Source organism: Sphingomonas hankookensis (assembly GCF_001619955.1).
GTDB classification, from domain to species: Bacteria; Pseudomonadota; Alphaproteobacteria; order Sphingomonadales; family Sphingomonadaceae; genus Sphingomonas; species Sphingomonas hankookensis_A.
The window spans coordinates 363,574-381,378 of sequence record NZ_LQQO01000001.1; the positions used below are offsets into that span (position 1 = coordinate 363,574).

18 protein-coding genes are annotated in these 17,805 nt (G+C 67.2%); 11 read left to right on the top strand and 7 right to left on the bottom strand.

Features of this window, described 5'->3' with window-relative positions; genetic code table 11:
- Positions 1-36: 36 nt before the first annotated feature.
- Both AVT10_RS01830 and AVT10_RS01835 read right to left on the bottom strand, forming a co-directional pair.
- The gene (locus AVT10_RS01830; protein ID WP_066687536.1) at positions 37-1,545 is read right to left on the bottom strand and encodes an alginate export family protein; all 1,509 of its coding nucleotides are present in this window, start codon (positions 1,543-1,545) and stop codon (positions 37-39) included.
- 77 nt (positions 1,546-1,622) lie between these two features.
- Positions 1,623-2,963 carry a dicarboxylate/amino acid:cation symporter gene (locus tag AVT10_RS01835; RefSeq protein ID WP_066687538.1) on the bottom strand — a complete coding sequence of 447 codons (1,341 nt, stop codon included), beginning with the start codon at positions 2,961-2,963 and terminating at the stop codon, positions 1,623-1,625.
- A gap of 191 nt (positions 2,964-3,154) precedes the next feature.
- Between AVT10_RS01835 and AVT10_RS01840 the strand changes: the two genes are divergently transcribed.
- Positions 3,155-4,918: a sensor histidine kinase gene (locus tag AVT10_RS01840; protein ID WP_232307828.1), complete on the top strand. Its 1,764-nt coding sequence runs from the start codon at positions 3,155-3,157 to the stop codon at positions 4,916-4,918.
- Entirely contained in the window at positions 4,915-6,216 is a 1,302-nt protein-coding gene (locus AVT10_RS01845) for a sigma-54-dependent transcriptional regulator (protein ID WP_066687543.1), read from the top strand. Before AVT10_RS01840 ends, AVT10_RS01845 begins: the two co-directional genes overlap by 4 nt.
- 7 nt (positions 6,217-6,223) lie before the next feature.
- On the opposite strand, the gene AVT10_RS01850 is transcribed toward AVT10_RS01845, so the two are convergent.
- On the bottom strand, positions 6,224-6,835 hold the full coding sequence (locus AVT10_RS01850) for a Crp/Fnr family transcriptional regulator (RefSeq protein ID WP_232307829.1): 612 nt from the start codon (positions 6,833-6,835) through the stop codon (positions 6,224-6,226).
- 266 nt (positions 6,836-7,101) lie between these two features.
- Between AVT10_RS01850 and AVT10_RS01855 the strand changes: the two genes are divergently transcribed.
- Positions 7,102-8,055 carry a ferritin-like domain-containing protein gene (locus tag AVT10_RS01855; protein WP_232307830.1) on the top strand — a complete coding sequence of 318 codons (954 nt, stop codon included), beginning with the start codon at positions 7,102-7,104 and terminating at the stop codon, positions 8,053-8,055.
- A gap of 17 nt (positions 8,056-8,072) precedes the next feature.
- Positions 8,073-9,077, top strand: a complete 1,005-nt coding sequence (locus AVT10_RS01860; RefSeq protein WP_066687554.1) for a ferritin-like domain-containing protein — start codon at positions 8,073-8,075, stop codon at positions 9,075-9,077.
- A gap of 41 nt (positions 9,078-9,118) precedes the next feature.
- On the opposite strand, the gene AVT10_RS01865 is transcribed toward AVT10_RS01860, so the two are convergent.
- Positions 9,119-9,874, bottom strand: coding sequence for a Crp/Fnr family transcriptional regulator (locus AVT10_RS01865; RefSeq protein WP_198158471.1), 756 nt, complete (start codon positions 9,872-9,874; stop codon positions 9,119-9,121).
- Positions 9,875-9,974: 100 nt separating this feature from the next.
- On the opposite strand from AVT10_RS01865, the gene ccmC reads away from it, so the two are divergent.
- The 7 genes from ccmC to AVT10_RS01895 are packed head-to-tail and all read left to right on the top strand — an operon-like array spanning position 9,975 to position 14,728.
- Positions 9,975-10,700 carry a heme ABC transporter permease CcmC gene (gene ccmC, locus AVT10_RS01870; RefSeq protein WP_066688085.1) on the top strand — a complete coding sequence of 242 codons (726 nt, stop codon included), beginning with the start codon at positions 9,975-9,977 and terminating at the stop codon, positions 10,698-10,700.
- Entirely contained in the window at positions 10,697-10,804 is a 108-nt protein-coding gene (gene ccmD, locus AVT10_RS18025) for a heme exporter protein CcmD (protein WP_125655582.1), read from the top strand. The genes ccmC and ccmD overlap by 4 nt, the downstream gene beginning before the upstream one ends.
- Positions 10,801-11,229, top strand: coding sequence for a cytochrome c maturation protein CcmE (gene ccmE / locus AVT10_RS01875; RefSeq protein WP_066687567.1), 429 nt, complete (start codon positions 10,801-10,803; stop codon positions 11,227-11,229). Before ccmD ends, ccmE begins: the two co-directional genes overlap by 4 nt.
- A 13-nt stretch (positions 11,230-11,242) precedes the next feature.
- Positions 11,243-13,162, top strand: coding sequence for a heme lyase CcmF/NrfE family subunit (locus AVT10_RS01880; protein WP_066687571.1), 1,920 nt, complete (start codon positions 11,243-11,245; stop codon positions 13,160-13,162).
- Positions 13,159-13,686, top strand: coding sequence for a DsbE family thiol:disulfide interchange protein (locus AVT10_RS01885; protein WP_066687574.1), 528 nt, complete (start codon positions 13,159-13,161; stop codon positions 13,684-13,686). Before AVT10_RS01880 ends, AVT10_RS01885 begins: the two co-directional genes overlap by 4 nt.
- Entirely contained in the window at positions 13,683-14,087 is a 405-nt protein-coding gene (locus AVT10_RS01890; protein WP_066687577.1) for a cytochrome c-type biogenesis protein, read from the top strand. Before AVT10_RS01885 ends, AVT10_RS01890 begins: the two co-directional genes overlap by 4 nt.
- Positions 14,084-14,728 carry a tetratricopeptide repeat protein gene (locus AVT10_RS01895; protein WP_066687580.1) on the top strand — a complete coding sequence of 215 codons (645 nt, stop codon included), beginning with the start codon at positions 14,084-14,086 and terminating at the stop codon, positions 14,726-14,728. Before AVT10_RS01890 ends, AVT10_RS01895 begins: the two co-directional genes overlap by 4 nt.
- Positions 14,729-14,829: 101 nt before the next feature.
- Here AVT10_RS01895 and AVT10_RS01900 read toward each other — a convergent pair whose 3' ends face one another.
- The 3 genes from AVT10_RS01900 to AVT10_RS01910 all read right to left on the bottom strand — a co-directional run bounded on the left by AVT10_RS01900 (position 14,830) and on the right by AVT10_RS01910 (position 17,794).
- Positions 14,830-15,048, bottom strand: a complete 219-nt coding sequence (locus AVT10_RS01900; RefSeq protein WP_066687583.1) for a DUF3072 domain-containing protein — start codon at positions 15,046-15,048, stop codon at positions 14,830-14,832.
- Positions 15,049-15,098: 50 nt separating this feature from the next.
- Entirely contained in the window at positions 15,099-16,322 is a 1,224-nt protein-coding gene (gene kynU / locus AVT10_RS01905) for a kynureninase (RefSeq protein WP_066688086.1), read from the bottom strand.
- Positions 16,323-16,447: 125 nt separating this feature from the next.
- Entirely contained in the window at positions 16,448-17,794 is a 1,347-nt protein-coding gene (locus AVT10_RS01910) for a dicarboxylate/amino acid:cation symporter (protein ID WP_066687585.1), read from the bottom strand.
- Between the last annotated feature and the right edge of the window lie 11 nt (positions 17,795-17,805).

The window sequence follows — 17,805 nt, forward strand, 5'->3', positions numbered from 1 at the left end:
GCGGGGTCCGCCGGAGCGCCAGGCTGCTCTAGGAACTCAGAAGCGGAAGCTGATCCAGCCGGCGAGGAAGTCGGAGCTTTTGTAGTTCGCATCGGTCAGCGCCGGACCGGCGATCAGATGTTCGTAGCGTGCGGTGATGCTGACCCGCGGGCTGATCGGATAAATCGCCTGGAAGCGGATCGTGTCCGCGATCTTGCGCGAATTGCCCAGCTGCGTGCCGGCAAAGGCCTGTCCGTTGGCACGATAGACCGCGTCGTTCAGGCTGTCGCGCCACGACAGCTGATATTCGGCGGCGATGCGCAGCTTCGAGGTCGGCTGGAACTGGACGCTCGGCGCGAACGCGATCAGGTTGGTCGGCGTCGCATAGAGCTGATAGCTGTAATAGATGTTGTTGCCGAACGGCGCGAGCGACGTCTTGAGCGTCCCGTTGCCATAGGCGCCGCCGCCGCTGGCATAGTCGAAGTGGAAGCCGACGCGCGGCGCGGTCTTCGACTTGCCGACCTTGTAGGTCTGCTGCAGCAGGACCAGCCATGCCGAGATCGGGCGGTTCTGGAACTCGCCGCCCTGATAGTTGACCGTCCAGTCGAGATTGACCGGGCCGGTATCGCCATAAAGGTGCAGGCCGTAGAATTTGCGGACTTCCTCCGCCGTGCGGCCGCCCCAGACGGCGTTGCTGTTGCGCAGCCGCCAGACGAAGGGATCGAAGAACAGGTTCGATCCGCCGAGGAACGTCTTAGGAATGACGAAGCCTGCCGTCGCACCGGAGAAACGACGGTTGCGGTCGATGATGTCGTCGCCGGTGCCGCCGACGCCGAGGCGGGTCGTGTAGTAGTCGAACACGTCGCCGCGGATCGTATCGCCCTTCGCCCACGCCCGCACGCCGTTATACACGAAGAAGATCGTGTTGTTGTCGCGCGGCACGACCATCAGGTTCGGACCGTCGGCAAAGGTCTGTCGACCATAGCGCACGCCCAGATCGACCCCGCCGACCGTCCCGGTCACGTCGACGAAGCTCTGCTGCACGACCAGATCGTTGTGCAGCTGCCCGGCCTTCACCCCCAGATTGCGTCCCGACATGCCGGCATGCGCCAGTTCGCCGTACAGCCGGACATGTTCGCCCAGATGCAGGTCGGCACCGCCGACGACGCGGAAAATGTCCTGCCGCTGCGCCTCGCGGTCGCGCAGGTTGGGATTGGTCGTCAGGTTGACGCGGGCGCGGAACTCGCCCGACAGCGTCAGATAGACATCGTCGCCGGCGATCGGAATGTATTTGAGCTGGTCGAGAATGTCGTCGCGCTTCTTGGGATCGCGAAACCTGGTCCAGTCCTCGGCCCAGCGCGACTGGTTGTAGCCGCCGGCGGTGACGCCGTCGCCGATACCGGCGGTCGGATATTCCTGGGCGACCGGGCGGGCATTGCCCCGATCGGCGACCTGGCTGGCGATCGTGCTGGTCGTGGTCGGGATCGCGGGTTCGGTCGCGAATGCGGGAGCGATGGTCGATGCGACGATCGGGGCAGCGGCACACAGCCGCAACAAGGTCTTCATCTTGGCATACCTTTGTTCGCCCGGGGGCGAGAACGTCGGTGCCGGTCCGGGGATCGCCCGGACCGGCACATAGGGAGTTACTCGGCGGGAACTGCGCCTTCGGGCATCTGATCGACCCGCACGCTGCGACCGGCCAGAGCCTCGTCGAACTGGTGCTTGTCGAGCTTGCCTTCCCATTTTGCGACGACAACGGTTGCTACTGCGTTACCGATGAAGTTCGTCAGGCTGCGGCACTCGCTCATGAAGCGATCGACGCCGAGGATCAGCGCCATGCCGGCAACCGGGACCGTGGGGACGATCGACAGCGTGGCGGCGAGCGTGATGAAGCCCGCGCCGGTGACGCCCGCCGCACCCTTCGACGACAGCATCGCGACGGCGAGCAGCAGGATCTGCTGGCTGAGGGTCAGTTCCACGTTGCACGCCTGGGCGATGAACAATGCGGCCATGGTCATGTAGATGTTGGTGCCGTCGAGGTTGAACGAATAGCCGGTCGGAACGACAAGGCCGACGATCGACTTCGGGATGCCGGCACGCTCCATCTTCTCGATCAGCGAGGGCAGCGCGCTTTCCGACGACGAGGTTCCGAGCACCAGCAGCAGTTCGGCCTTCAGGTACGAAATCAGCTTGAAGATCGAGAAGCCGCAGAAATGCGCGACCGCACCCAGCACCACCGTCACGAACAGGAAGGCGGTGAGGTAGAAGGTGCCGACCAGCGCGGCGAGGCTGGACAGCGTGCCGATGCCGTATTTGCCGATGGTGAACGCCATCGCGCCGAACGCGCCGATCGGGGCCGCCTTCATGACGATCGCGACGACCTTGAAGAAGGCGATCGAGATGTCGTTCAGCGCGTCGAGCACGCGTTCGCCCTTGTCGCCGATCATGGCGAGGCCGATGCCGAACAGGATCGCGACGAACAGCGTCTGGAGGATGTTGCCTTCGGTCAGCGCCGAGATGAAGGTGTCGGGAATGACGCCCATCAGGAAGCCGGTGATCGTCGAATCATGCGCCTTTTCGGCATATTCGGTGATCTTCGACGTATCGAGCGTCGACGGGTCGATGTTGAGGCCCGCACCCGGCTGCACGACGTTGCCGACGATCATGCCGATGATGAGCGCGAGCGTCGAGAAGGTCAGGAAGTAGGCGAACGCCTTGCCCGCGACGCGACCGACGCTGGCGAGGTCGCGCATCCCGGCGATGCCGGTGACGATGGTCAGGAAGATCACCGGGGCGATGATCATCTTCACCAGCTTGATGAAGGCATCACCGATCGGCTTCAGCGCTTCGCCGGTCGACGGATAGAAGTGGCCGAGCAGGACGCCGGCGACGATGGCGATCAGCACCTGGACGTACAGATGCTTGTACCATGGTTTCGCGGCGGGCGGCACGGGCGGGTGGGCGGTGTCGGTGGCAAGTATCATGCGGCGACCTTTCATCCTCTGGCTGCGCCGGTCCGACTCTTCATGGCGGTTGGCGCTTCTGGGACGATTTAACCGCACGCAATCCAGCTTGTCGTGATTGCAATCGTGTTTGCTAAGTCGTTGACAAACAGTGATTGTGTATTCCGCCATGGTAGATTTTGCGTAGATTTTTGCCAAGACTAAAGTCTAATGTGCAGAATATTGCACATGGGCGGTGCCGCTCGTACAAGGCGGCGATGCGCAGCCTTGGCCGTACCTGGTGGATTGGATGGATATTGGGCGGCCTGCTGCTCAGCGCCGCGATGGCGGCTGCGGTCGGCCGCTTCGTCGAGCAGCGGGCCCAGGCCGAATCGCTTGCCAAGATCGAGAGCGACGCGCGGCTGCGCCAGGTCCTGCTGACCAGCGAGATCGCCCGGTTCCGTCTGTTGCCGCTGGCGCTGTCCGACGACCGCGACGTGGTGGCGGCGGTGCGCGGGGGCGATGCCGCGCGGCGCGCACTCGACCGGAAACTGGCGGCGCTGGCGCAGTCGACCTCGGCCAGCGTGATCTATGTCATCGGGCGCGACGGGCTCGCGATCGCGGCGAGCAATTGGGACGATCCGCAGAGCTTCGTCGGCAACGACTATAATTTCCGTCGCTATTATCGCGACGCAGTGCGGACCGGGGCGGGGACGCAGTTCGCGCTGGGCACGGTCAGCCGTCGTCCCGGCCTCTATCTCAGCCGCCGGACCGCCGATGGCGGCGTCGTCGTGGTGAAGCTGGAATTCGACCGGATCGAGAGCGAATGGCGCGCGGCGGGCGGCATCACCTTCGTCACCGATGCCGCCGGGGTGGTGCTGATTTCCAGCGATCCGCGCTGGCGTTTCGCGACGACGCGGCCGATCGAGCCGGCGGTCGCCGCCGCAGTGCGCGCCGATAGCGGGGCGGCGGCGCTGAAACGCCCGCCGTTCGCGATCCTCGACGATGCGCTGCGGCTGAACGGGCAGCGCGGGACGCTGCAGCATGCGGTGACGCCAGCGGGGGACGAGGGGTGGCAGGTGCATCTGGCGATGCCGCTGCCCCCGACGATCGGCAGCGCGGTGCGGACCAGCGCGCTGGCGGCGGCGGCGGTGACGCTGGCGCTGATCGGGGCGCTGTGGGGATTGCGCGAACGGTCGCGGCGCCGCGCGATGCGCACGATCGAGCTGGAGGCGGCGGTCGCCGACCGGACCAGCGCGTTGCGCACCGAAATCGAGGAGCGCGCCGCCGCGGAGGCGCGCGCGGCCGAGCTGCGCGAAGGATTGCGCCAGGCGAACCGGCTCGCCGCGCTGGGGCAGATTACTGCCAGCGTGGCGCATGAAACGGCACAGCCGGTGGCGGCGATCCGCAACTATGTCGCCGCCGCGCGCCAGTTGCTGATGCGCGGCGACATGCGCGCGGTGGACGATAATCTGGGCGCGATCGCGCGGCTGACCGACCGTATCGGGCTGGTCACCGCCGAATTGCGCGGCTTCGCGCGCAAGGGCAGCGGCACGATCGGCCCGATCCGGCTGGCGGATGTGATCGACGGCGCGCGGCTGATCCTGAAGGAACGCCTGTCCGAGGTGACGTTCGTCGTGCCGCCGATTTCGGACGAACTGATGGTGGTCGCCGGGCGGGTGCGGCTGGAGCAGGTGCTGGTCAACCTGTTGCAGAATGCGATCGAGGCGCTGGCGGCGACACCCGACCCGTGCATCGCGATCGAGCTGGAGGTCGAGGCGGAGATGGTCTCGCTGATCGTCGCCGACAACGGGCCGGGCATCGATCCGGATGTCGCCGAGCGGATCTTCACCCCGTTCGTTACCAGCCGGGAAACCGGGCTGGGGCTGGGGTTGGTGATCGCGCAGGATATCATGACCGATCTGGGCGGCACGCTGCGGCTGTTGCCCTCGGAGCGCGGCGCGCGGTTCGCGCTCACCCTGCGGCGCGTGCCGTGAGTGGGGCAGGTGGGCGCGTCGCGCTGGTCGAGGATGACGACGACCTGCGCGCATCGACCGCGCAGTTGCTGACGCTGGCCGGGTTCGACGTGGTGGCTTTTCCGGCGGCGCCGCCCGCGCTGCTCGCGATCGACGCCGATTTCGAGGGGATCGTCGTCACCGACGTGCGGATGCCGCACATGTCGGGGATCGAACTGTTCCGCACCCTGCGCGAACGCGATCCGACGCTGCCGGTCGTTCTGGTGACCGGTCATGCCGATGTCGAAACCGCGGTCGATGCGATCAAGAACGGCGCATGGGATTTCCTGTCCAAGCCGTTCGATCCCGACGCGCTGATCGCGGCCGCCACCCGCGCGATGGCGGCGCGGGCACTCGCGCTCGACAATCGCCGCCTGCGTGCCGAGGCGGCGGGCGGCGAGGACATGGTGTTGGTCGGCCGGTCACCCGCCATCGCCCGGCTGCGCGAGATGATCCCGGTGCTGGCCGATGCCGATATCGACCTGCTGATCGAGGGGGAGACGGGGACGGGCAAGGAACTGCTCGCCCGCGCCATCCACCGGGCGGGGCGGCGGGCGCGGCATCGCTTCGTCGCCATCGCCTGTGCCGCGCTGCCCGGGCCGGCGATCGAGGACGAATTGTTCGCCAGCGTGGGCGATCGCGGCATCGTCGGCGCGCAGCGCGGTACGCTTTTCCTCGACGATATCGACCAGGCGTCGCGCGGATTGCAGGGGCGGCTGACGCAGGTGATCGAGGACCGGGCGATCCGGGGTCCGCGCGATGCGGTGCCGGTGGATATCCGCGTCATCGCGACGGCGGCGGAAGAGGCGCAGCGTGGGCCGGATGCGATCGCACCGGCGCTGCTCTATCGCTTGGCCGCGGTACGGCTGCGGATGCCGCCGCTGCGCGAACGGCGCGACGACGTGCCGCTGCTGTTCGCGCATCTGGTCGATCAGTCGGCCAAGCGGCTGCGGCGCGAGGTGCCGCCGCTGACCCATGGCGCGCGCGACCTGCTGGCGCGCCACGACTGGCCGGGGAATGTGCGCGAACTGGCGCACTTCGCCGACCGGTTCGTGCTGAGGCTGGAGGGCGATGGGGGCGAAGGGGGCGGGAGCGACGCCACGCGTCCGCTGCCCGAACGGATCGCCGCGTTCGAGCGCGAGGCGATCCTGTCCGCGATCGCCGCGACCGGCGGCGAGATCGGCGCGGCGATCGAGCGGCTGGGGATCCCGCGCAAGACCTTCTATTACAAGGTGCAGCGGCTGGGCATCGACCTGAAGTCGGTGCGCGGCCAGTCCTGAACGCCGGTCAGTCCAGCCCGTCGTCCGTGACATAGGCGAGGCCGGCGCGGGCCTCCAGCGCGGCACGGTCGCGCATCACGATCCGCCCGCGCGAACAGCGGACCATGTGCTCACCCTCTAGGATATGCAGGCAATCGGTGACCGTCGCGCGGCGCAGGTTCAGCGTGGCGGCGATCGACGCATGGGTGACCGACATGGTGTCGCCATCGATCCGGTCGTCGATCATCAGCAACAGGCGGGCGATGCGCCGTTCGGGCACGTCGCGCAGCGCCGATGCGAGCGTCCGCGCGATCTGCATCGAAAAGCGCTGGCCGAAGCTCAGGATCGCCTTCAACAGCGCGCTGTCCTCGTTCGCGGCATCGACGACGGCGGTCGCCGGGATGACGATCGCGCTGCCGGCCTGGATATGCGCACGGGCGGTGAACGGGGTCGGCTGGTCGCTGAACAGCCGCGACCAGCCGACCACGCCGTCGCGCCCGATCATGCCGACGTCCTGCGACGACCCGCCGGTCGACAGCGACAGCATCGCCGGCGCCCCTTCGGGAAAGACCAGCCGGTCGATCGGCTCGCCGCTGCGCGTAAGAATATCGCCAGGTTGTAAAATGACGCGACTGGCCACCGACGCCAATTTACGCCGGGTGTCGGGACGCATGGCGCCCAACAGCCTGTTGTCGGTCGTAGGCAGGGTAGTAGATGTCTCGCCCACGCGATCGATATTCACTGCGAAAGCCATTTCGCGTCTTTTGCCTGCAAGATTTGAGGCAATCCAGTCACCCCGGGCATCTTGTACGGAACCGTACATCCACCTTTGGCACGCATCGTTTGTCATTTACGGTTCGTTAGGTCGTGACAACGATCCAGGGAGACGGTGTCATGGACGAGCAAATGTCAGTGACGCACGCGTTCGATGCGCGGGCGAAGCGGCGTGAGGAACGGCGCGATTTCTTCAAGATGCTGGGCGGCGCTGCAGCAGTTGGCAGCGCCGCTTTTGTTATGGCGCAGTCCGGGGAAGCACAGGCGCAAAGCGGTCCGACCGATGCGGACATTCTGAACTTTGCGCTGAACCTCGAATATCTCGAAGCGCAATTCTACTATTTCGCGGCGTTCGGCAGCGGGCTTCCCAACTCCATCCTCACCGGCACCGGCGCGCAAGGGGCGGTCACCGGCGGGCGGCAGGTCACCTTCTCCGACACCTTGGTCGCGCAATATGCCCGCGAGATCGCGGCCGACGAACGTGCGCATGTCGAATTCCTGCGCACGGCGCTGGGCAGCGCGGCGGTCGCGCAGCCGGCGATTGACATCAGCGCATCGGCGAACGGTGCCTTCTCCGCCGCCGCACGCGCGGCGGGGCTGATCGGGGCGGGCGCATCGTTCGACCCTTATGCCAGCGACGAGAATTTCCTGCTGGGCGCGTTCATCTTCGAAGATGTCGGCGTCACCGCCTATAAGGGTGCGGCGCCGCTGCTGAGCAGCAAGACCTTCCTCGAAGCCGCCGCCGGCATCCTCGCGGTCGAGGCCTATCACGCCGCGATCGTGCGCACGACGCTCTATGCGAAGGGGATTGCGACGCCATCGGCGCAGCTGATCCAGGCGACCGATGCTATTTCGAACGCGCGCGACAGCCTCGACGGCACGACCGATCTCGACCAGGGCCTGTCCCCGCTGTCGAGCAACCCGAATGCCAGCAATATCGCGCCGCTCGACGCGAACGGCATCGCCTTCAGCCGGTCGGCCGGACAGACGCTCAACATCGTCTATCTCAACAACGCTCAGGTGAATGGCGGCGGTTTCTTCCCGAACGGGGTGAATGGCACCATCCGCGCCAGCGCCGCCAACTGAACCTGAGGAGAGACATCATGCAAAACGATCCGATCCTGCAGGTCCTCGAAGCCTGCGACCAGCGGCGCAACGCGCGTCGCGAGTTCATGCGCTATGCCGGCGGTGCCGCGATCGCCACGGCGGGCGCATCGGTACTGGCCGCGTGCAGCGACAGCGGCGGCGGCTTCATCACCCCCGGGCCGACGCCTACGCCGACCCCGACCGCGACGACGGCGCTGACCGATGCCGATGTGCTGAACTTCGCGCTGAACCTCGAATATCTCGAAGCGCAATTCTATTCCTTTGCCGCGACCGGCGCGGGCCTGCCGAACAGCAGCCTGAGCGGAACGGGCACGCAAGGGGCGGTCAGCGGCGGGCGGCAGGTGACGTTCACCGATCCGCTGGTGGCGCGCTATGCGCGTGAAATCGCGGCGGACGAAATCGCGCACGTCAACTTCCTGCGCACCGCGCTCGGGTCGGCGGCGGTGGCGCAGCCGGCGATCGATATCGGCGTGACCGCGACCAGCGCCTTTTCGAATGCGGCACGCGCCGCCGGGCTGATCGGGGCGGGCGCGGCATTCGACGTGTACGCCAATGACGAGAACTTCCTGCTTGGCGCGTTCATCTTCGAAGATGTCGGCGTCACCGCCTATAAGGGTGCCGTCGGTTTCGTCAGCAACAAGACGTTCCTTGAGGCGGCGGCGGGCATCCATGCGGCGGAAGCCTATCATGCGGGCCTGGTCCGGACCGTGCTGTACCGCAAGGGCGTGGCGACTCCGTCGCTGATCGACGCGACCGAAGCGATCTCGACGGCGCGCGACAGCCTCGATGGCAGCAGCGACCTCGACCAAGGGATTCGCGCGACCGGCAGCGGCAATGCAACCGCGTCGAACATCGTGCCGACCGATGGCAGCGGCATCGCGTTCAGCCGGACTCCGGGACAAGTGCTGAACATCGTCTATCTCGATCGGACGGCCAAGACGGCAGGCGGGTTCTTCCCGAACGGCGTCAATGGCACGATCCGCTCCAGCGCGGCGAATTAAGGGAGAGGGCGGCGTTCCGCGTGTCGGGACGCCGCCTTCGCTCAGTTGCCGGGGGTGCCGACCAGTCGCTGATAGGCTTCCTCAGGCGGGCCATAGGTCATGGCCGCCATCTCCAACAGCTTTTCGCGGTCGCGGACGATCACCCGGCCGCGGACCGATTTGATGGCGAGCGTTTCTTCCAATCTATGCAGCGCGTCGGTAATGCTGCTGCGGCGGACCGCCAGCATGAGCCGAAACTCCTCATGCGTCATCGAGATTTCGTCACCGCGTACCCGGTCGTGGTACAGCAGGATCCAACGCGCCAGCCGCCGTTCGACCGGGTGCGACAGTGCCGACACGACCGTCCGGCCCATCTGGATCAGGAACACCTGGATGAAGCGGAGTAGCGCGGCGCGCAGCGTATCGCTGCGTTCGACAGCCGCGAGCAGCCGATCGGCCGGTATCCGGAGCGCCGTGCCCGGTTCGGCGCGCAGCACGACGTCGTGCGGCGACCGGTCGTCGCCCAGCAGGATCGGCCAGCCGACATAGCCGTCCGCGCCGAGCAGGCCCACGGCATGCTGCCGTTCGCCGTCGATGACTTCCAGCACGGCGGCGATCCCGCCTTCGAGGAAGTAGACATAATCGATCGACTGATCGACGGTGAGCAAAGTGTCCCCGACGACCAGCGAGACCCGTTCGAGGTCGGGGGCGAGCAGGGCGCGGTCCGACGTCGTCAACGCGGCGAGCAGCCGGTTTTCGCCGCCTTCGCTGACCGGGGTGGCAGGGCGGTCGGCAATGTCACTCGATAGGGTCATCATGGCGGCCATTTTCCACGCGTTCGGCGACAACGCAATTGCGAACCGGTCGGTTCGATCCGCATTGCCGTTTGCCCGCGCCTTGCATAGACAGGGCGCGACCGTGCCGAGCCTTCACGCCCTTGCCAATCCACGACGATTCCTAGCGATCGCCCGCCCGCTGACCCCGATCCTGGTCGGGGCGGGGGCGGCGTTGTTCGCGTTCGGTTGCTGGGCCGGATTGACGCAGACCCCGGCGGATTATCTGCAGGGCGAGAGCGTCCGCATCCTCTATGTCCATGTACCCGCCGCGTGGCTGGGGATGGGCGGATGGTCGAGCCTGGCGATCGCCAGCATCGTCTATCTGGTCTGGCGGCACCCGTTGGCGGCCGTTGCCGCGCGCGCGATCGCGTTGCCTGGGGCGCTGTTCACCGCGCTGTGCCTGGTGACCGGTTCGATCTGGGGGCGACCGACCTGGGGGACATGGTGGCAATGGGACGGGCGGCTGACGTCGATGCTGCTGCTGTTCTTCGTGTATTTAGCCTATCTGGCACTCGCCCGTGCCGATGCCGATCGCGACGGCGACGGGCGTATCCCGGCACTGTTCGGTATTGCCGGGACGGCATTGTTGCCGGTCATCCGCTATTCGGTGCTGTGGTGGCGGACGCTGCATCAGGGGCCGAGTATCACGCTGACCAAATCGACCATCGACCCGACGATCCTGTGGCCGCTGTTCTTCACGGCGGGCGGCGCGAGCCTGTTGTTCGGTGGGGTCGTGCTGATGCGGATGCGGACCGATCTGGCCCGGATCAAGGCGGAGGCGCGGATGCGTCGGCGGGCGGCGGCATGAACCATTGGGCGTTCATTGCGGCGGCGTATGGGGTCACGCTGGGCGGGATCGCCGCGATCACCATTGCTTCATGGGTGGCGATGCGCCGCGCGGAGCGGGGATGAGTCCGAAACGGCAACGCATGACGCTGGCTTTGCTGGCGGTGGTCGCGATCGTCGGCGCGGTGCTGCTCGCCATGTCGGCGCTGGGTGAGGAAGCGGCGTTCTTCTACGCACCCGCCGATGCCGCCGCCGCGCCGATCGACAAGCCGGTGCGGCTGGGCGGGATGGTCGCGGCAGGATCGGTCCGTCGGGCGGCAGATGGCGTGACGATCCATTTCACCGTGACCGATGGCAAGGCGACCGTGCCGGTGCGCTTCGCCGGGATCGTCCCCGACCTGTTCCGCGAAGGATCGGGCGTCGTGGCCGAGGGACGGTTCGTGGCAGGCGGCGGGTTCGTCGCCGACAATCTGCTCGCCAAGCACGACGAACGCTACATGCCGCCGCAGGTAGCGGGCAAGATGCACAAGAGCGAGAGCACCGCCCCATGAGCGATCGCAACCGATGATTGCCGAGGCTGGTCTTGCCGCCTTGTGGCTGGCGGCGGCGATGGCGTTGCTGCAACTGGCGATGGCGGCGATCGCGCTGACGTCGCGCGAGGCGGAGCCGCCGGCGATCGTGCGGGAGTTGCTGGCGGCGGTGCGGCCGGTCGCGGTAGCGCAGGGGCTGCTGGCGGCCGGGGCGTTTGCGGCGCTGATCGTGCTGTTCGCGAGGACCGACCTGTCGGTGCTGCTGGTCGCCGAAAATAGCCATTCGGCCAAGCCGATGCTGTACAAGATCGCGGCGACCTGGGGCAATCACGAAGGGTCGATGCTGCTGTGGGTCACGGTGCTGGCGGTGGCCGGGGCGGGGATCGCGCTGTTCGAACGGTTGCTGGCGACGCGTACCCATGCCGCGACGCTGGCAGCGCAGGCGGCGATTGCGGCCGGCTTCTACGCATTTCTGCTGTTCGCCTCCAATCCCTTTGCCCGGCTGTCGCCTGTACCGCGCGACGGGCTGGGCCTCAACCCGTTGTTGCAGGACCCCGGCCTCGCCTTCCATCCGCCGACGCTCTACCTCGGCTATGTCGGGTTGTCGGTGGCATTTTCCTTCGCGGTCGGCGCGCTGATCACCCGCGATGTCGGCCGTGATTTCGCGCGGGCGATGCGGCCATGGGTGCTGGGGGCGTGGATTTTCCTGACGATCGGGATCACGGCGGGCAGCTACTGGGCCTATTATGAGCTCGGCTGGGGCGGCTGGTGGTTCTGGGACCCGGTCGAGAATGCGTCGCTGATGCCGTGGCTGGCGGCGACCGCGCTGCTCCATTCGGTGACGGTGCTAGCGACGCGCGATGGGCTGCGGGCATGGACGATCATGCTGTCGGTCGTCGCCTTTTCGATGTCGATGGTCGGTACGTTCCTGGTGCGATCGGGCATTTTGACCAGCGTCCACGCCTTTGCGGTCGATCCGACGCGGGGCGGGTTCATTTTGGCGCTGCTGATCCTCTATATCGGCGGAGCATTGGCGCTGTTCGCGTTCCGGGTCGGGACGGTGCGGCAGGGGGCGTTGTTCGAGCCGGTTAGCCGCGAGGGCGGGCTGGTGCTCAACAACCTGCTGCTGTCGGTCATCCTCGGCATCGTGCTGATCGGGACGCTGTACCCGTTGGTCGCGGAGGCGTTCGGGGTGCAGCTCTCGGTCGGGCCGCCCTTCTTCAACCGCGCCGCCGGGCCGATCGCGTTGCTGCTGGTTGCGGGCATGGCGGTCGGGCCGTTGCTGCGGTGGCGCCGGGATCGGGGCGCGGCGGTGCTGCGCCGGGTCGCGGTGCCGGCCGGGGTGACGCTGGTCGTGCTGATCGCGGCGGTCGCGTTCGTCGACAGCGGGTGGTTGCCGAAGTTCGGGTTGGCGCTGGCCGCCGGGCTGGCGGCCGCCAGCGTCCTGCCGCTGGTCGGGCGGAGCCCGTGGCGGACGCCGCTGCCGATCTGGGGCATGGTCGTCGCGCATCTGGGCATCGCGGTCAGCCTAGCGGGCATGGCGAGCGACAGCGCGTTTACGCAGGAACGGCTGGTCGCCGCTGCGCCGGGCGAACACCACAAGGTCGGACCGTTTGACGTGCGCTTCGATGGGATCAAGCCGGTGGTCGGCGATAACTGGTCGGCGGTGCAGGGGCGGCTGACCGTCACGCGCGGAGCGGGCGGGGCGTTCGTGATGCGGCCCGAACAGCGCTTCTTCGCCAATCCGCCGACCGAAACGAGCGAGGCGGCGCTGGCGACCTATTGGGACGGGCAGCTCTATGCCGTGCTCGGCCGCGACGATGCCGGCGGGCGGCGGCAATTGCGGCTGTGGTGGAAGCCGTTCGTGACGCTGATCTGGGCCGGTGGCGGATTGATTGCTTTGGGCGGGGCGATCGCGCTGGTCGGGCGCGTGCGGCGGCGGCAGGCGCGATGAACCGTCGCCTGCTCTGGCTTCCGCTGCTCGCCTTCGTCGCGATTGCCGGGCTGTTCGCGTGGATGCTGCCGCAGCACAGCGACCGGCAGGTGCGTTCCCGACTGGTCGGCAAGCCGCTGCCCCAGTTCAGCCTGGCCCCGGCCGCTCCGGGCAAGCCGGGATTGACGACCGCGATGTTTCAGGCCGGCAAGCCGCGGCTGTTGAATGTCTTCGGCAGCTGGTGCGTGCCCTGCGCCGCCGAAGCACCGCAGCTGGCGAAGCTGGCACAGGCGGGCGCGACGATCGACGCCATCGCGATCCGCGATACGCCGGCCGATGTTGCGCGGTTCCTGTCGACCAATGGCGATCCCTTTGCGGCGATCGGCGACGATCGCAACAGTTCGGTGCAGTTGGCATTGGGATCGTCCGGCGTTCCGGAAACCTTCGTCATCGACGGACAGGGACGGATCGCGCACCAGCATATCGGGGCGATCCGCGACGAGGATGTGCCGGTCCTGCTCGACAAATTGAAGTCCGCCCGATGAGGGCGCTGTTCGTCCTGGCGCTGCTGATCGCGCCCCCGGCGCTGGCCCAGTCGCGTGTGCCGCCTCCGGCACTGGCCGATACGCAACTGGCCGATCCGGCCCAGGAGCGAGCGGCCAAGGCATTGATGGAAACGCTGCGGTGTCTCGTCTGCCAGGGGCAGTCGATCGCCGACAGCGACGCCGACATGGCCGCCGACATGCGCGCACTGGTCCGGCAGCGGATCGCAGCGGGGGAGCGGCCGGTCGCGGTGCGCGACTGGCTGATCGAACGCTATGGCAACTATGTCAGCTATGACCCGCCGCTGTCGGGTGCGACGGGGCCGCTATGGCTGGCGCCGATCGTGCTGCTGGCGATCGGTGGTCTGCTCGCCCGGCGCAGCTTGAAGGGGCGTCGGCGATGAACGGTTGGCTGATCCTCGCGCTGTTGCTGATTGCCATCTTCGGGCTGCTGGTCATGGCGCGTGTCGCAAAGCCGTTATGGGGCTTTGTTGGCGCCACGCTGATGCTGGGCGCGGCAGGCTATGCGTGGCAGGGGAGCCCGACCCTGGCCGGCGTGCCGCGCGCGGCGGAGCGTAAGTTCGAGGCACCCGATATCGCGGCAGACGATTTGCGCGACGCGATCTGGGGGCGCTTTACCTATGATTACGCCTATGCGGTCGCGGCCGACGGTCTTGCCCGCGCGGGAGCGGCCCAGGCGGCGGTAAATGCGGTGCTGGGCGGGTTGCAGGGTGCCCCGAACAGCGGGCGGTTGTGGACCCGGTTGGGCACGGCGATCCTTGCCCATGACGGCGGGCAGGTACTCTCGCCCGCTGCCCGCACCGCCTTTGCCCGTGGGATCGCAACGGCGCCGGATCACCCCGGCCCCTATTTCTATTACGGCATGGCGTTGATCCAGACGGGCGACCTGCCCGGCGCGAAGCGAGCATGGCTCGCGGCGCTGGCGCGCACGCCGCGCAACGCATCCTATCGCGAGGACCTTGCGATGCGGCTGGTCCTGCTCGACCGGTTGATGGCAATGCGCCCGACCGCCCCGGCCCGATAGAGTCTGATCCACTCGCGCGAAAATGTCATTCCCCCGGCCTTCGCCGAGATGACGCCCGTTTCGGAGGAGCTGGATCAGACTCCAGTCCGCCTGCCGTCCGCTCAGGCGCCGCGCCCGGTCTTTGCCTGCAACGCGTCGATCGCCTTGGACGCATCCGCCTTGGTCAGCGAATCGTCGAACGGCTCGCCCGCTTCTTCGCTTAGCGTCTTCAGATAGGACGCCTGGGCGCCGGTCATCGGTTCGTCGCCGGTCGTCCAGTCGTCCGGGTCCTTTTCGGCATTCGAAAAGGGTTCGCTCTTGGGGTTCGGGTGGTCGGTCATCGCAGAATTCCTTTCACCGCCACCAACCCGCGCGTTCCCAGTTCGTTCCGTCAGGTTACGGCGTTGCGGGCATGGTATCTGGGATCGTCCCAGCTGCGATCGTCGAGAATTCGCCGCAGGATATCGACCGCCCGCCACACATCGGCAAAGCCGATATAGAGCGGCGCGAACCCCAGCCGCAGCGCGTCGGGCGCGCGGAAATCGCCGATCACGCCGCGATCGATCAACGCCTGGCAGATTGCATAGGCATGGGGATGGCGGAACGATACATGGCTGCCGCGCCGGGCGGCATCGCGCGGGCTGATGAGCGTCAGCTCCGGGCATCGCGCCTCGACCAGCGCGATGCAGGAGTCGCCGAGCGCGCGGGACTTGGCGATCAGCGCATCCCGGTCGACGCCGTCGAATTGCGCAATTCCCTCTTCTAGCGCGGCAAGCGCGAGGATCGGTGGTGTCCCGCATTGGAAGCGCGAAATGTCGGCGGCCGGGGCGTAATCGTCGCTGAAATCGAACGGTGCGGCATGGCCCAGCCAGCCCGACAAGGGCGATCGCAATGTCGCATGGTGACGCTTTGCGACGTAGAGAAAGGCGGGCGCACCGGGGCCGCCGTTCAGATATTTATAGCCGCAGCCGACCGCCAGGTCGGCGTTGCAGCCCGTGAGGTCGAGCGGCACCGCGCCGACGCTGTGGCTGAGGTCCCACAGCACCAGCGCGCCCCGTGCCTGCGCGGCGGCGGTGATGCCGGCCATGTCGAGCATCGCGCCGCTCTTGTAATGGACATGGGTGAGCATCACGACGGCGACATCGTCGTCGATCGCGTCGACGATGGTGTCGACCGGCACGGTCCTGATCCGCGCATCGCCGACGCTCCACGCGGCGCCATCGGCGATGTAGAGATCGGTCGGGAAGTTGCCGGGTTCGGACAGGATCGTGGCGCGCCCCGGCCGTGCCTTCAACGCCGCCACCAGCAGCTTGTACAGGTTGGCGGAGGTCGAATCGGCGACCACCACCTCGTCCGGTTGTGCGCCGATAAACGGCGCGATCTTCGCCCCGATCCGCCGCGCTGCGCCGATCCAGTCATGCGCGTTCCAGCTGCGGATCAGCCCGTCGCCCCATTGCTGCGTCGCGACCTGCTGCAACCGCGCCGGGGTGGTGCGCGGGAGAGCGCCGAGCGAATTGCCGTCGAGATAGATCACGCCCTCGGGCAGAGCGAAGCGGTCGCGGACGCTGTGCAGCGGATCGGCGGCGTCGCTGGCCCCCGCTTCGATCAGCGTCATCATGCCCACGCCGCCACCCGGCGGACGGTCGATTGCCACGAGAACATGCCGCTCAGCACCTTTGCCAGATCAGGATGCCCGACGCGGGCCTTGCTGCGCGGTCGGTTCATATCGATACTGGTCGCTCAGTGCGCGGAGGGCGGCGGGCCGCCCATGTCGCGGAAGCTGTCGGGCACGTCGGTGCGCGGCTGTCCCGACGGGGTCGGCAGCGGTTCGATCTCCGGCGATTCGGGCGGATCGAACCCGCCCTCCCATTTGGCGATGACGCTGGCGGCGATGGCATTGCCGACGACATTGGTCGCGGTGCGGCCCATGTCGAGGAAATGGTCGATGGCAAGGATCAGCAACAACCCGGCTTCGGGGATGTTGAACATGCCGAGCGTCGCGGCGATGACCACCAGGCTGGCGCGCGGGACACCGGCAATCCCCTTCGACGTGACCATCAGCACCAGCAGCATCAGGAACATCTGTCCCCAGCTGAGGTCGATGCCGTACGCCTGCGCGATGAAGATCGACGCGAAGGTCATGTACATCATCGACCCGTCGAGGTTGAACGAATAGCCGAGCGGCAGCACGAAGCTGGCGATGCGCGGCGGTACGCCGAACCGGTCGAGCGCTTCCAGCGTGCGCGGATAGGCGGCCTCCGACGAGGCGGTCGAAAAGCCGAGCAGGATCGGATCGCGCAGATAGCGCAGCAGCATCTTCACGCGCGGGCCGATGATGGCGAAGGCGATGCCGATCAGCACCGTCCATAGCGTGGCGAGGCCGAGGTAGAAGCTGCCCATGAAATAGGCGAGGTCGCCGATGATCCCCGGTCCCCGTTCGGCCAGCGTCGCCGTCACCGCCGCAAACACCGCGAACGGGGCAAAGCGCATGACGTAATCGGTGACCTGCAACATCACCGCGACCAGCCCTTCGAGCGCGCGGACCAGCGGCTTGCCCTTGTCGCCGACCGCCGTCAGCGCGACGCCGATGAACAGCGAGAAGATGACGATCTGCAAGATCTCGTTCGTCGCCATCGCCTCGATGCCCGAGGCGGGGAAGATATGGCCGACGAACTTCACGAAATCGAATGCCGGCTTGTCGACGCCGGTCGCGGCGGTGACCGGCGGGACGGGCAGGCCCAGACCCACGCCCGGCTGCAACAGATTGACCAGCAACAGCCCGAGCATCAGCGAGATGAAGCTGGCCATCACGAACCAGCCGAACGACCGCAGCCCGACCCGGCCCAGCGACGAACTGTCGCCCATATGCGCGATGCCGACGACCAGCGTCGAGAAGACGAGCGGCGCGATGATCATCTTGATCAGCCGCAGGAACACGGTGGTCACGGCGGACAGATAATAGGCGATATTCTTCAGCGTCGCGGTGCCGGCGCCGCCGCCATCGTCCAGCCCGGCATTCAGCGCCCAGCCGAGCACGAGCCCCGCCACCAGCGCGATGAGAATGAAAGTCGTAAGCCGCTTGGCCATGCGTAGTCCCT